We start from the raw sequence: 15,415 nt of genomic DNA on the forward strand, positions 1-15,415 counted from the left end.
CACTAAAGAAACGTATCCTGAATGAGGCTAAATAGGGGTTTTTTATCCGTCACGATGCTAACGTTAAACTCCATACTTGGCTTAAGGTTTGCGTGCTCGTCTATAGAAATATCGACCATCATTTGCATGCCCTCTGCCTCCGCCATGGCATAAAATATCTTTTCAACTTGCCCGATAACTCTCAATCGATTCATCTCGTTGTCTAGAATTACTTTTTTCGCGCTATCAATGGACATAATTTTGTGGCTAGGTACCTTCGCTCTAACGACTAATTTATTTTTATTATAGAGCGTTAATATGGTTTCACCTTGATTGAACCAATTGTAACCAGCGTTATCAGACTTAATGTCTAATATAATCCCTGACTTTTCAACTAGAATATTGCTTGGCTTCATTCGATTCAAATTAAAATCAAGATCTTTTTGAATAACTTCAATCTGAACATTTAGGTTTTCCTCCTGAATCGAAAAGACAGTTGTAGACTTTCGCTCATTTAGTAGACTCGAAGATTTCCGTTTCAGATCCAGTTCCTTTTTCTCCAGTTGAAGTTGCCGTATCCTGGCTCGTTGGTGGTGAATTTTGATTTGATGCTCGCCCTCATTAATGCCTGCTCGATAGATGCCCAACATATCGCCTAAGGTGAGTTCATTGCCAGCTGTTAACTCTCTGAGCTGAACCCAACCGCTCTTATCGGCAGATATTGATCTTATCTCTATAGGCACAACAATGCCTGAGGTGCGGACAACATGTTCAATGGGTACGAATAAAAATGAAACTAGGACTGCTAGTGCAAAAATCATTGAGAGAGCAATCAGGCTAACGGACTTAATATCACTCTGTTGATCCATCATCTTGATATATAGTTTCGTATTCATGCTACCACCTTCAATGCGTCAACCACGGCCAACCCACTAGATCGCAGTTCTAATAGGACATCAGCGAAAAGCGCATTATGCGGTCGATGGTTAACTATAATGATAACCTTGTCTTTTTTAAGTTCCTGAAGCCGCTCGAAGAACAATTTTTCCGTAGCCGGATCCAAAGCCGAAGTGGGTTCGTCTAGTAACATCACATCGGCATCGTGAAAAAAGAGGCGTGCAAGACATAAGCGTTGCTGTTGGCCACCGGAAAAGTTTCTTCCTTGCTCTTCAATACGGGTATGATACCTGTAAGGCAGTTGCTCAATGAACTCGTCAGCAACCGCGTAATAACAGGCATCGGTCAATCGCTTACTGTCAAATTCATCATGAGAGTCTAAATGGATATTACCTAGGATAGTCGAGGAAAATAGCTGTACTTCCTGTATAGCACACTGGGTGAATTCCCTGTACTTAAACTCTGGCCAATCTCTAGTGTCTATATCATTAATCAGGAGGAGCCCTTGGGAAGGATCCGATTGTTTTGCTAGCACTCGTAGCAATGTGCTCTTACCACAACCACTGGGTCCGCCTATAAAATGAATTTTACCCGCTTTGAAGTTAAAATTTATGCCTTGGAAGAGACCATCAACAGTCAGATTTCTGGCCTCGAGCGTGACCACCTTATCGACCTTAACCTCTACATCCACTTTCTTGGATTCAAGAATAACCACTTCCTTTTGATTATGAAAAATCAATTCCGTCATGCGCTGTATTTTAATCGCGCTAGCCTGCAAAGATTCGTTTATTGCTCCGAATCGATAGATAGGAGTGTAGAAAAAATCAAGCAAGAGTAGAAAAAAGAAAACCGTGCCAATATTGATTTGGCCTTTAATGACCAGAAAGCTTCCGTAGACAATAACGGAGGTATGATTGGTCGCGATGAGTGCCGCCTGAAAGTGCCCCTGACGTAACCCACTAATCTTTCTAGATAAGGTCGCCATGCTTAATCTGTCTATCATTTTTGAATTACGACGAATGAATTCCGTCTGCATGTGGTAATTTCGAATGTCATACCAGGCGCTTAACGACTGAAGGCAGAACGAAATAAGATCACTCCTTGCATGTTCTTGCTCTTCCGATGATGTCTTTAGCGGATGAATGAAGTGCTTGAAGTTGTAAAAGTGCAGAGGCACGAATGCCAGCACCAGCAGGAACAACGGCATACTAGTTAAAGCCATTGAAATAGACAAAAATATAAAAATAAAAACAGCGTGGAATACGAAAAATATGAAATCACATAAAAACCATTCAATCTCATTCAGAAAGGACCTAATACGCGATAGTAAGTCCCCTTTATCGTACTCTAGAAAAGCCATATAATTTAGACTAAAGATTGAATTTATATATTCTATATTATAGGTACGCTCAATCTTTTGCCTAAGAATAATTACCGCCAGATCCTGAGCCAATCCAAATATGAAACGCAAGGTAAATATGCCAATGAAGAATAGCGTCCCGTAATATAGCAGTTCGGATGCTTTCTCAACTAAGATGTACTCTAGTACAAACTTAATATATAGAGGTACTGAAACCGTTAGAATCGATACAAAGACGACCACGCTTGCAGCAATTGGTAATATATGCTTGTGAAAAGAAACCATTTTCCAAAGAATTCTTAGTGCATTCATATCGATGTTGCCTCAGCATTATTTTCGATAATATCGTCATATTTCATAAGCTCGTGTAGCGAATCGAATGACAATTTATTAGCACTAATGAATTTTGGGTTATCGCCGAGTACAAGTACTTGGTCGACGACATTGAGGAACTCGGGGTTATGGGTCGAAATCAAAATGGTACATTGACCCTTAAGTGAAGAGATCGTATCAATTATTATTTGTTCATTCTTAGGGTCGAGCGATGAAGTAGGTTCATCAAATAAGCATACCGCTGGGTCTTTTAACAAGGCTCTTGCAATAGAAATTCGCTGCTTTTCGCCGCCTGATAATTGCTGGCCACCGTCGCCAAGCTCAGTGCTGTATCCATATGGCATTTCACCGATACGATGGTGGATACCGGCGCGCTTAGCCGCAACATGAATTTCTGAATCCTCGATGCAACTTGAAAAACTTGCCCCGCCCAAACGGATATTTTCGTGAACCGTTCCTTTAAATACAGAGGGTTTTTGGGCTATATAGGATATATTCTTACACACGGTAAATTCTGACACCTCACTTAAACTGTAGTCATTAAAGGTTATCTCGCCCTCGTCTGGTGTAAGTTGTTTCAACAAAAGCTTTAGGAGAGTCGATTTACCCGACCCGCTTCTACCGACAATAGCGTAGCTTTTATTGTGTTCGAAACGGACATTCAAGTCTTTAAACACCTCAATGCCGGCGTACCCAAACGATAGCCCATTGATACAAACATCACCATCAAGATTGACCGCCAACGCAGGGTCGTTTTTGAACTTATGGTCATCAATATTAATATCCAACAGCGTGAGACACCGTTGCCAATAGGCCTTAGTGTCGTTTACGCTGATAATAAGCTGCACAAACTCGTCGATATAGGGATTTAAAATATTAACGATAACTAATGCCATCATTAGGTCACCGGTACTGTAAATGCCAGATATAACATTCTTACCACCCTCAAAAATGATTGTGCAAATAAGCGCCATGCCGATCAGGACTCTTAAGTTGTAAGCCACGTTCCAATAACGGACCATGTGAAAATCATTTAAGTAATACTTATCGAATTTATTAGAAAAGTCTTTGGTTACCTTAGGCTGTGCATTAAAGGTTTTTATGGTGCTAAACGAATAAATCATCTCTGTAAGGTTTGTAAGGATACCAGTGATTAACATCGGACGACGCCCTAAATACTTATTGGCCAAATTACTCACCCGACCAGGAATAGCAATCATTAAAATGGAAAGCGAAAGTACAAAGATCATCAACGACGCATCGATTAAATAGAGAATAATGCACGAGACAGAGACGGCAAAGAGGTTTTTGAATGTGGACAGAAATAAAAGCTCCCATCGCTCGATTACATTGTCTATATCAGTGGTTAAATGATTTAGCCACTCGCCACTTCTCTTCTGTGATAAGGTTGAATAGTGAACATGGTGAATTATCTTAAAGTGTCGGTTTCTGATAGAGTTGGCAAATCGGATATTGGCTTTGTTTAAATTTAGGCAAGCGGCATACGACAGTACTTGACCAAGGACCATCAAGCCCAATACGCCGGACCCGACAATCAGCACCGGATTTATTTCGTTGGTAAGAATCAAATAGTCGAAAGTAAACTTAATGAAATACGGAAAGGACATACTGAGCAATATGCTAAAAAACAACAATAGGATGCTCGATAGGATAAGCAGTGGTGCTACGCCATAAAATCGTCGAAATAGATCCCCAATCAACCTAAACTGGCTAAATTTCCTTCGTTCATCAACCCTAAATTTGTGCTGGAAACCAAGATAATAGTCGAGCATTTTGCTGTCCAACACCTGATGCTTGATTAAAATCTCGCCAATTTTATAGCCTGTCTTAAGTTGAACACTCAATGCGGTTTCGAGTTCTTCTTGGGACAATATGTCATCGTGCCTTAAGATTTCTCCTAACCGCATTTAATTCTCCAATGCCGAAGATAACGACAAAAGTTGAGTCACACTCGAGGAATAGTCAGATTTAGGTTTTTGTGAGGAATTGGCTTCCCACACCGTTGCGAGGCCAGACTCAAGGGATAGGTGTGGTTTTAGTTGAGGCAAGTCAGAGTGCAAGCGGTCTACGTTAACTACAAAATTGTATCGGCTGATGTGCCTAGCGAAATCCAGTTCGGAATCCTCCGCATAGCAGCCTGAGTCGATTTGATGACTTTCTAACGACCTCAAATTCGCCTGTACGCCTAGTACATCAGCGACCGTTTTATAATAGGTCTGCCAAGTAAAATGATCTCCGTTCCCCAAATTGTAAGTCCGGCCGTAACAGATTGGATTCAGGCAAGCCGCAGTGAAACCTTTTCCCGCATCCGCGGCAAAACAGGCTTCCCAGCGAGCGGCCCCTTTGTCCAATAACAACACCGGCAAACCCAATTTGAGGCGTTGAAACAATATCATTCCGTTCAGGCCCAGTTGATGAATTGGGCTGTATGCATCGTAGACATGAGAGGGACGAAAGACCGTTAGATTAAACGCGCCCTCTTTTGAGGCTTCTCTCAGTACGGATTCTGCCCTGGCCTTATTAACACCATAATGCCAATGCGAATTAGGGGTCATTGGCTCCGTGAATGGGCTATAGTTCGACTTGACATCATAGACACAAGCTGATGAGCACAGGATGAGTTGTTGTATCTTGTATTTAAAAACCCTCGTCAACAGTTGGGCATGGTTGGCGTCGAAACACAGCATATCGATCACCACATCCGGCTTTGCCTCAGCCGCCTTTGATAGGTCCTCTTGCGAGAATCGATCGCCCCGAACAAACTCAACATTCACTGAGGGCGGATGAGTTCCCCGATTGAAGTGAATGACATCATAACCAGACTTAAGGCATTCATTGGTAATTGCAGAAGAGATGGTTCCAGTACCGCCGAGTATCAAAACGCGCATAAGGTATTACCTAAATGATATATTGCTATGGATATCCAGCATCTTTTCAATGGCTAGATCTGTAAGCTGTTGAAGATTGTGCTTCACCATGACCCCAGGTTCAAACAGATCCGCCATCACATGGAAGGCATGCGAAACATGCTCGTTAGGAGGCAAAATAACTGCGTTGTCATAAACGCTTTTACTGGCTTTTAAGTTCGGTTCTTGAGGTGCCAAAGACTCACCAAAATCTTTTATTACCGGATTCCTAAACAGCGTTTTCGCCCAATCACCCTGCACTTCCGGGCTCAGCAGTTTATTAGCGACTTGCTCCGCGGACGCGTATAGATCCGTATTTAATTTATTTGACAAAAATAGATAGTTACAACTTGCGGAAGATCGACTTCGTCGTGCTATCGACGGAATTGGAGCAATGATCAGGTCCTCTCCAAGTACCTCCATATGACTCCTAATATCCCAATCACCACCAAAGCAAAACGCTGCTCGACGTGTTTGAAATTCGAATACGCTATGATATTGCTCCCATTTGATCGGCAATAGCATATGGTCATACATGAGTTCTTTGTGAAGTTTTAACACTTCATACAAAGAGTCTCGAGTAATCCCAACGTGCGGATTATCTGGGTCGCTCCATAACGGGGATCCTGTACTATATAGTAACGGCAATGCGAAGTAGCTTGCGTTGGTAGGGTAAACAAGCGGATAAAGCAAATGATTACCATTTCGAAGCCGCCAGGTTTCAGTCAATAGCTCGTCGAATGTTGCGGGAATACAATCGGTAAGCGATCGGTTAATGAACATAAGTTGGTGATTACCTCCACACAGTGGTAATCCACATACCTTACCGTCGATTTTAGCGCCTTCATAACAGCTTGGCCTTACCTTATCCAACAAATAAGATAAGGGTGTATCTTCAAAATACGAAAATTCATTGGATTGCCACTTGGTAAAGTAGTCGTTTGGTCCGATGACAGCCATCTTCTGCTTTACGTCATCCTTAGCCCAAAGTGAGGGAAAATCCTCCAAGTATAGGTCATGCATTGTTGGACTGACGCGTACGTCCGCCAGGTTTTCAAGACCCCAATTTTTATAGGTTTCTTCAAATGTAGAATGTAGAGTAAGTAGCATTATTCTTTCGAGGGGGGGCGTATTTTCAGTAGACATATTGTTTCCGATATTATAAGTGTTGAGTTATAAATACTTGTAAGTTATGTTTAACAGATTGTAATATTCGGTCGCTTGCAAGTAACTTTCAGTCCAAATATTCTGACATACCTAGGCACTGTATTGGGTGTAAAGCATATCAATCTCTGCCCGATTAGGTAGCCCGTTAGTTGACCCTTTTGTCGTAATAGCACGCGATGCAAAGATTTGCCCATGAGTCAACGCTTGCCTATAAGTCTTCTCTTCTAATACTGCACTTATAAAACCGGCTACAAAAGCATCACCTGCACCCGTCTTATCGACAACTGCGCCAATGTTGAATGCCGGTTCCCATTCAATACTCTCTACGGACCTCAACCCAATGGTTGCTCCACCTTCTCCATGGGTAACGACCACCACTTCAACATCAAACTCGTACCACAATTGATGAATCAATTCGTGAGAATGCTTCGCCAGCCGCTCAGAACTCAATATCACAATATCGGCCGCCTGAATGAAACTCCTGTGGTAGTTATCTATGTCTACCAAAGCCTGCACATCGACTGCTACCGTCTTTCCCAGTGCCTTAGCTTGAGTCGCAACATGACGGCACCAGTTTTGAGTAGAGGTGAACACAAATTCACAATTTGACATAACTTCAAAAGCTTCCTGCTCGGGGTAGGTATAATTGTTCGCTAGCTTGGGATCATTAATACACTGTCGATTCCCTTGTTGATCAATCAAAACGATGGTTCGAGATGTCACCGGCCAATCTTTTCGAATATTTTTAGTCGACAAATGAAAATCGTTCACTTGGTTAAATACGATTTCTGCCAAAGGGTCTCTCCCCACAACCGAAGCAAAGTTGACATCGTGCCCCAGAGCGAGGACACCGCACGCGACATTAGTGGCAGCGCCACCAATGAAGTCAATTATGCCATCGATCGAAAAAAGGGTGTCACCTACGTTGATAGGGAAGTCGCAAACGTTTACTGATGTATCCAAGTTCAAGTCACCAAAGATAGCTATGCTCTTGTTTTCCATATGGATCTCCGTTTTAAAACTCAATCAAGTATTCCTAATACATACAGCGTTATTTGTATTCGAGCCTTAGCACCCAAGAGCTGAACATGGGCCACGTTAGCCTGATGTTACTTCCGCTACTTGGCACTAAACTAAACTGCTCATCCGAAAGAACAAATTCGTTCGTGCTTTGTGCAGCCAGATTAAAACCTTGAACAACTTCGTAACGTATAAATGCGGGTAACTCTGATGAACTAATGTTGCATATTACTTCTTTGCTGTTTGCACCCGCGGTAGTCTCTCTTTCGAACCAACAAAAAAATAGGTATTTTTCGTCTATCTCCGGTTCCGCGATTAACCACCAGGAGTACTGTTCATAAACACGATATTTTAACAGCATACTGTGTTGAAGGTCGGTTTTCAGAAGAGCATACAGGTCTTCAATGCGATGGTAGCCAGACAGGCAAACTCGATCCTCGCCCCATTTCAAACTACCGGGCTGGTTATTGCAGCGATAAATCCCACTCGAAAAATCCTGATTACCGAGTGTTTCATATTTAGGGCGATTACCAATCCCACCAGTGGAAAAGCGCGACAGAAAAAGTCTAAGTAGAAAGGTAGAACGTTCTTCTCTCATCGGAAGATCCATACCAAGAATCATCGGATGCCCTAAGTCATGGGTATCCACCGCTAGCGCCGGGGCACCAAGGCTGGGATCTCTTATGCTCAGCTGCGCCAATTTTGCATTAAACTTGAACATTTTTTCGATTTTATCTTGGTTTACGGAAAACTTAACTTCATCACCTAGAATCGTGATAAAGCCCGCTTTACGGTATCGTTCGATGTCCGTGCCCATATGGTCAGCTAACATGCCTGCCGCGGGGAATGCCTGCCTTGCACTGTTCGAAATGTCCAACAGCTGAGAGCAGGTCAACTGTTCACAGACAATCACTTCCTGACCATTTCTTAACGGCCGATTTCTAAATACATGGTCTTGATAATCAACGCGGAGAAAGTCAAATCCATATTCCCGGTGTACTTCTGGAAAAAGGTTAGTTAGGAAATCCATGGTCGGCTGATAGGAAGGAGTATCCAACGATTGAGGATCTGAACCATCATGGAAAGGTGAAGAATTTGGTTTCAGGTTGGTATGAAATTTAAATAATGAATGAAGTCCTATACCATGTTCTGACTGATCTTCACCTTCCAAATTACGATAATCCCAAACCGGATGGTTACGCTCATGGTCGTAAAGCTTAATTCCGGGCAATCCAATACCGTTCCAAGTATGGGGAACCATGGGGAAATACCCTTCCTGTCGGATCACGTCCCTAACCAGTTGATGGGCCGCATCCAGACGCTTAATGTCGGCTTGCGTATCCTCTAGTGAACCAATTGAAAAAATATCACAGGTTTTGGAGGCTAAATCAGCGATGTCTCTGACGTATTGTCGTTGGATCGTCTCTTGATACTGCTCTTCAACGGGCATGTCCTGGTAAAGACTCTGATAGTCCGGCGACCACCGCAACCACCTAAACAGTTCTGGACGATCAAAACTGAGTTTTGAAAATGTTGCCGTGTGAGGGGTCATGTCATATCCGACCGCTTTGTTTGTTAAATGACAGCAATCAATGAAGTATCGAAGCTGATCGTAGCGTGAAACCCCGATTGCTTCATAAAAGGAGTTGGTAACGTCATCCGAGATTATTTTAAAACTATCTTGTGCATACACAATACCAAATATACTTTGAAAGAATGGCGCCATATGAATGGCGCCCGCACGAAGGATCGGCAATAGTCGAGTGGCATCGATTAGGTTACCCGTTTGTTCCAGCTCAATATCTGTTGCTCTAACATTAAAAAAGCAGAATGAGGACTGATTCATCCAGGTCGGATCACTGCACGTGGCGACGGGTGAAGGAGGGCGACACCCGCGAAGTTTTTGGTCTTTATATAAAAGGCTAAAGAACAAAATCCCAGTGTATTGGTGCATGGCAAGACAGTCTCTTAACAACTTATCGGGTAAATAACCAAACCTTTTGTACTGTGAATAGGCCGCCTGAGTTTGATCAAAAATTCGTGTGCGCAGTACACAGGACAAATCTATAGCATTGAAAGCGATATCAACAAGCTTTCGCCAATAGGAGGGTAATTCTTCAGATAAATCAAGCCTGTCAATTAATTTCTCATGCTCAAAACATTTAATACTATCCACAAAATAATCACTCTTAATATTTATATGAGTTAGAAATTACGATTCAATCTATAACGCCTTGCTGATTAAGTCATACTGGATAGCATCCGCCCCGTCGGCTTGATTATTTTGAAGATCTAAGTGATCACAAAACTCTAGCCCATTCTGGTGACCTTCGTTCAATGTGTATCGGTGATAATGTCCTTTTAGCAGAAAACAATCCTTGCAATGACTCGGAATTGGTTTTGAATATTCTCGCGACAACCAATAATTATGGTATTCCTTAAAGTGGTCCTTTTCGGTAATCTCTTCGTACGACTCTTGCAGTAAGTTCCCAAAGAATCGACCGTCCCGTTGGTGAAGACCGCAGGGACTAAGATACCCTTTGTGATTAATATACAAAAGGTTAGTACCACAGTACTTATTCAACGTCTTATAAGGGTATGCGCAGAATTCTTTCAAGTTTACCAGAATACCTTCGTCCACTAAGTCAGACTCAAGTCTATTTCGCAGCTTCAGCCAATCCTTAACCTTTATATCGCCCATTTCGACCAATGGCGAAAATGTGATCTGACTGACACCAAATCCTAAGTAGTATTTTTTTACGAACTCCTTCAGTGACTCAAGTGTGTCGTTCGGAAAGATGATTTTGTGAACCGCTACTTGCAGATCCGCACGGCCATTGTTCCGAATGAGAATTAGCTCCCTTAGGTTTTCTTCTACTACGTCCAAGTCTGCCCGCACGCGCACTGCATTGAACACATCACGTCGATGGTCATCGATGGAAAAGGCAAACCAATTTACGCCCGACTTAATTAACTCCTGACTTTTCTTTTGATTGAGCAATGTGCCGTTCGTCACAATTGCGATACTGTGTGTGAATCGTTTCGCTTCGACAACTAATTTGTCTAACCGCTTGTTTACTAGTGGCTCACAATCACCTTGAAAGACAATATTGGTTATCGTCTTTTCGATTTTCTTCAAGGCAATAGCTAGATTTTGCGAGGAAAGGTCTTTAAGTTTTAGGTGGCCATTTACAGTGCAATTCGCTTCGCAAAAGTCACACGCTAAGTTGCATTTATTTGTCGGCTCTACTAAAACCGTTGATGGAAAGACATGCTTCGAATTCAATTAATATTCCTTTTTGGTTAATCCCTATTTACGCAATCTAGCCAACGCCGTTAACTTCACCACTACGCCTAACGGGTCTCCATACAAAAAAATTTTTAACTTATTTAACACTTATGTTAATTTGTTATTATTTACCTGTAAGTTGCTCAAAAAACCTAACCACAAAAATCCTTAAGCTAAATAGTCAGATAAAGCCCTGAACAATAAAAAACAAAATTCATGAAGAAGCAAATTCTTAGAATACTTATTTTACCTTGAATATTACACATATTTCCAGAATATCAATTAAACCCTATCTCCAATTTTATATTGCAAACTGAAATAGGTTAAAGAACACATCTCTACTTAAATATTCTTAGATAATAATTATATTTAGATAATTCAAGTCCAATCAATCCTACAAGATAGTTAAATTGAGCATATCGCCAAGATAAACAACAAATACAAATCGACTTCAGAATATTCAGTAAGTTTAAGTTAACTTACCATGCAACTAAACCTGAATATTAATTTTATTGGTGGAATTTGGTTATCGGTTGATTTCACGATTTGGCTATCTTCACAAGAAAAATATTACGATTATAAGTTTTACTTAAAAAATATTTTATTAAATTGACTTCAGTCAACATTGCTGTTGAATTTGCATTTAGAGCCGACTGCTATTGCCATAAAATACTATTTTTTTATCGGACTCGAAATATTTCACTAATCATTGGGCAACCCCCCCCAACAAGTAACAGGTGCCAAAAGTAGGATTTTCTCGTAATATTTTTTCAAGGAGATTTTGCATGAAAACATCAAAATACTCAGACGGCCAAATCATTGGCATACTCAAACAAGCCGAAGCTGGCACGCCTGTGCCAGAACTGTGCCGTGAACACGGCATGAGTTCTGCAACCTTCTATAAATGGCGAGCTAAATACGGTGGTATGGACGCATCGCTGATGGCTCGATTGAAAGAGTTTGAAGATAAAAACCAGCGACTGATGAAGAGTATGCCGAATAGCGACTCAAGTACGAAATCGTTCATGAAGCCCTGCAAAAAGGTGGTAAAGCCATCTCGGTTACAGGAGGTGGCGTTAAACGCGGTTGAACAGACGGGAGCCAGTATCCGACTTGCCTGTGATGCCGCGGGCATTAGCGAAACTTGCTATCGTTACAGTCCGAAACTGAGTGATAACATTGCTCAGATCGCCGATTGGCTTATTCGACTGATGCACAATCAGAAAAACTGGGGGTTTGGTTTGTGTTACCTATTTTTACGCAATATGAAAGGCTTCGACTAGAACCACAAGCGGGTGTACCGCATCTATCGAGAGCTAGAACTCAATCTCAGGATTAAGCCCAGGAAACGGATCGTTCGAGCAAAACCCCAGCCGTTGACCGTACCGGACGACATCAATGAATGCTGGTCAATGGACTTTATGCACAACCAGCTATCCGATGGCCGTAATTTCCGTCTCTTTAATGTGGTCGACGATTATAACCGAGAAGGTTTTGTAATCCCCCCTGAAATCAATAGCAGTCATATGTAGAGATTTCTCGTAAACTACGAATAGCCAGTTAATCTCCGCACCCCAACCCCCCTACCCCTGCCGCATCGCCAAAATAGCCTTCACATCCAATGCATCCCGATAGCGCACAAAATCAACAGTCTTTTCCCCAATCGCCAAAATCGACATCCGATCGGCCAACTCATTGCCTTGAACTCCCACATGGCCATTTACATGCAACACCTGAATGCGGTCTTTAATCTTTTGATGCAGGGCGAACATGGTCTGGATCAACTCAAGGTTTTTAATCTCCCCGCCGGGTTTTTTCCAGCCTTTCTTTTCCCAGCCCACGGCCCATTGGGTGACGCATTGGATGGCGTATTTGGAGTCGCAAAAGATGGCGATCGAATCGCTCTGCTTGAGCTCGGCTTCGGCCATCACCAACGCCTGGTGCAGGGCGTGCAGTTCGGCGGTGTTGTTGGTGCCGTTGGGGTTGTACAGGCCGTACCAGAGTTCATTGAGTTGGCCTTGGCGATAAACTGCTAAGCCCGATCCGGCTTTGCCGGGGTTTGGGTCACAGCCGCCGTCGGTGTAGATTTCAATGTCCAGGTTTAGGGCGGCAATTTCTTTGGCGGTGTAGGTTTTGACCGTGGCGGCGCTCGATTTTTTGCGCGCGGGGGCGCTCGGGCTGCTGCCGGTGGCGCTGGCCGCGGCGGGCGTGCTGCTGCCGCTAAAGGCGGCATTGGCTTCGGCCTGGGTTTTGAACGATTTGTATTTTGCCCCGGCAAACTTATCGATATGCTTTTTGCAGGTCGCCCAGTCGGTGAATACGCCGGTCTCTCGGCCTTGCCAGACTACATAATATTTAGTGGCCATGATCTACCTTCATAATTAATTTATATTTGCTTTGAGCACTTTTTAAACCCTGATCTAAAACTGGATCGCTACCCGAGAGTTGCCGTCAGCAGCTCAACTTTGGCCAACACCTCGCCATAGCGCAGGCTCTGGCAGGCGCCAAAACCGGGCACCGAGGCGCGCACGCGAAAGCGGGTAAAGAGCGGTACCGACACGCCGGTTAAGAAGCGGCTTTGCAAGGTGGTGCTGATCGCCACGTTTAAGCCCGCGGCACCGGCCTGCTGTTGTAGATAGGCCCGAAAGCCAACCAGATAGGTGTTCAGCTGATCATCGCTCGGCCAATACTCCGGTTCATAACGCTGTAACTGGGCAACCCGCTCGGCACAGACCGAACAATGGCCGCAGCGCTCTGGGACCTGCTGATCATCAAAATATCGGGCCAGATTGTTGTTTAAACAACGATCCAATTGAAAAAATCGCACCAGGGCGCCGATGCGCGCGATCTCTTTTTGCTCATTGGTGCTGAAATAGTCGCTCAAGGACTCAACCAGACCCGGCTGGTTCAGCGCCGCGCTGTTGACCTGATAAACCTCGGTCATCTTGCGGGTTTGCAGTTCAATCAGATTTTGTTCCTGCAAATAGTCTAGGGCGCTGATCACCCGTTGCCGATCGCTCGGATACTGCTGGTGCAAGGCCTCGAAGCGCACCTCACCCCAAACCTTTTTAATGTCGGCGGTGGCGAACAGCGCCGTTAAAAAGGCCAAGCGCTCGCCGCTAAATTGTTGCAGCAACTCGGCCTGAGTGCGCATCAGGCGGAATTTGTACTCGGCAAAGTAGGCATATTTGGGCACCAGCACCTGGCGCAATTCCAGCTGCACCAGCAGGGTCTTTAACGCCAGTAGGCGAATATTGCTGGCAGTGGCCAGGCTGTTCGCCTGTAACTCCCATTGACCGCTTGCGTCGGTCTGGGCTTGGGTCTCCTGGCGGATGGCGTCGAGCACCACCTGGATACCGCTCGGTTCCGGGGTGTCGCCGTAGACGAAGTTCTCGACCGTGCTCAGACCATCAAGATTGGCCAGGGTAATGCACTGTGCCGGCGCGCCATCGCGCCCGGCCCGGCCAATTTCCTGGCTGTAGTTCTCAATCGATTTGGGCAGGTCGTAATGCACCACAAAGCGGATATCGGACTTGTCGACGCCCATGCCAAAGGCGATGGTGGCCACTACCACGGCCAACTGACCTTGCATAAAGCGTTGTTGAATCTGCTGCCGTTCTTCGCTCGGGAAGCCGGCATGGTAGGCCTGGGCATCGATGCCCTGGCGTTTTAGGTAGGTGGCTACGTCGACGGCGGTTTGCTGTAGGGTGACGTAGACGATGCCTGCCTGGGTAGAGCCAGCGCCGTTCTGCGCCTGGATCTGTTGCAACAGCTCGGCGTTGCGTTGTCCATTGCTCACCGGCACTATATCCAGATGCAAATTGGGCCGATAAAAGCCGGTTTGCACTATATGCTCGGGCGCGATGGCGAACTTGGCGGCCATATCGAGCTTGACCTTCTTGGTCGCCGTGGCGGTCAGCAGCAAGACCAGCGGGATATTCAGCTGCTGGCTGTATTGCGGCAACTTGAGGTAATCGGGCCGGAAGTTGTGGCCCCATTCGGAGATACAGTGCGCCTCATCGATCACCAACATCGACAAGGGGATCTGCTCAATAAACTGCCGGAAGCGTTCGTTTTTAAAGCGTTCAACGGAGACCATCAAGATCTTGGTCTGGCCCGAGCGCACATCGCCAACCACCTGCTGGTATTGCGCCGGGCTGAGGGTGGAGTCGATGCTCGCGGCGGGAACACCCTTGGCCTGTAAAAAGTCCAATTGATCCTGAATCAAGGCCAACAGGGGCGACACCACCAGTGTCAGGGCGGGCAGCTGCAAGGCGGTAAACTGGTAGCACAGGGACTTGCCCGACCCGGTCGGAAAGATCGCCAAGGAGGAATGCCCCGCGAGCAGCTGTTGCACACACTGCTCTTGGCCAGCCCGAAACGCCGGGAAGCCAAAGCTGGCTTGCAGTTTTTCATTCAGATTGGGGCTAAGGCTCATGCATT

The 15,415-nt window shown here is 44.6% G+C and carries 10 protein-coding genes and 1 pseudogene; 1 reads left to right on the forward strand and 10 read right to left on the reverse strand.

The window, feature by feature from the left end; all coding sequences use genetic code 11:
* Nucleotides 1-2: 2 nt before the first annotated feature.
* The 8 genes from AC4FIC_RS11260 to AC4FIC_RS11295 form a co-directional block, all read right to left on the reverse strand.
* The gene (locus AC4FIC_RS11260; RefSeq protein ID WP_476194943.1) at nucleotides 3-875 is read right to left on the reverse strand and encodes an efflux RND transporter periplasmic adaptor subunit; all 873 of its coding nucleotides are present in this window, start codon (nucleotides 873-875) and stop codon (nucleotides 3-5) included.
* On the reverse strand, nucleotides 872-2,548 hold the full coding sequence (locus AC4FIC_RS11265; RefSeq protein WP_476194445.1) for an ATP-binding cassette domain-containing protein: 1,677 nt from the start codon (nucleotides 2,546-2,548) through the stop codon (nucleotides 872-874). The genes AC4FIC_RS11260 and AC4FIC_RS11265 overlap by 4 nt, the downstream gene beginning before the upstream one ends.
* The gene (locus AC4FIC_RS11270; RefSeq protein WP_476194447.1) at nucleotides 2,545-4,497 is read right to left on the reverse strand and encodes an ABC transporter ATP-binding protein; all 1,953 of its coding nucleotides are present in this window, start codon (nucleotides 4,495-4,497) and stop codon (nucleotides 2,545-2,547) included. Before AC4FIC_RS11270 ends, AC4FIC_RS11265 begins: the two co-directional genes overlap by 4 nt.
* Nucleotides 4,498-5,478, reverse strand: coding sequence for an NAD-dependent epimerase/dehydratase family protein (locus AC4FIC_RS11275; RefSeq protein WP_476194449.1), 981 nt, complete (start codon nucleotides 5,476-5,478; stop codon nucleotides 4,498-4,500).
* 6 nt (nucleotides 5,479-5,484) lie between these two features.
* On the reverse strand, nucleotides 5,485-6,642 hold the full coding sequence (locus tag AC4FIC_RS11280) for an extracellular solute-binding protein (protein ID WP_100257277.1): 1,158 nt from the start codon (nucleotides 6,640-6,642) through the stop codon (nucleotides 5,485-5,487).
* Between the two features lie 111 nt (nucleotides 6,643-6,753).
* Nucleotides 6,754-7,689 (reverse strand): carbohydrate kinase family protein, encoded by a 936-nt coding sequence (locus AC4FIC_RS11285; protein WP_488043870.1) that lies wholly within the window; start codon nucleotides 7,687-7,689, stop codon nucleotides 6,754-6,756.
* 25 nt (nucleotides 7,690-7,714) lie between these two features.
* Entirely contained in the window at nucleotides 7,715-9,859 is a 2,145-nt protein-coding gene (locus tag AC4FIC_RS11290; protein WP_476194941.1) for a hypothetical protein, read from the reverse strand.
* Nucleotides 9,860-9,907: 48 nt separating this feature from the next.
* Nucleotides 9,908-10,969 carry a radical SAM protein gene (locus tag AC4FIC_RS11295; RefSeq protein WP_476194939.1) on the reverse strand — a complete coding sequence of 354 codons (1,062 nt, stop codon included), beginning with the start codon at nucleotides 10,967-10,969 and terminating at the stop codon, nucleotides 9,908-9,910.
* A 788-nt stretch (nucleotides 10,970-11,757) separates the two neighbouring features.
* Between AC4FIC_RS11295 and AC4FIC_RS11300 the strand changes: the two are divergent.
* Nucleotides 11,758-12,474: pseudogene (locus tag AC4FIC_RS11300) on the forward strand (transposase); the annotation flags it as partial.
* A gap of 81 nt (nucleotides 12,475-12,555) precedes the next feature.
* On the opposite strand, the gene AC4FIC_RS11305 reads toward AC4FIC_RS11300, so the two are convergent.
* The gene (locus tag AC4FIC_RS11305) at nucleotides 12,556-13,338 is read right to left on the reverse strand and encodes a ribonuclease H family protein (RefSeq protein ID WP_100257282.1); all 783 of its coding nucleotides are present in this window, start codon (nucleotides 13,336-13,338) and stop codon (nucleotides 12,556-12,558) included.
* Between the two features lie 68 nt (nucleotides 13,339-13,406).
* Nucleotides 13,407-15,415: RecQ family ATP-dependent DNA helicase (locus AC4FIC_RS11310; RefSeq protein WP_490359411.1), on the reverse strand; the 2,009-nt coding region annotated here is incomplete at its 5' end.

This window comes from Reinekea sp. (genome assembly GCF_982785585.1).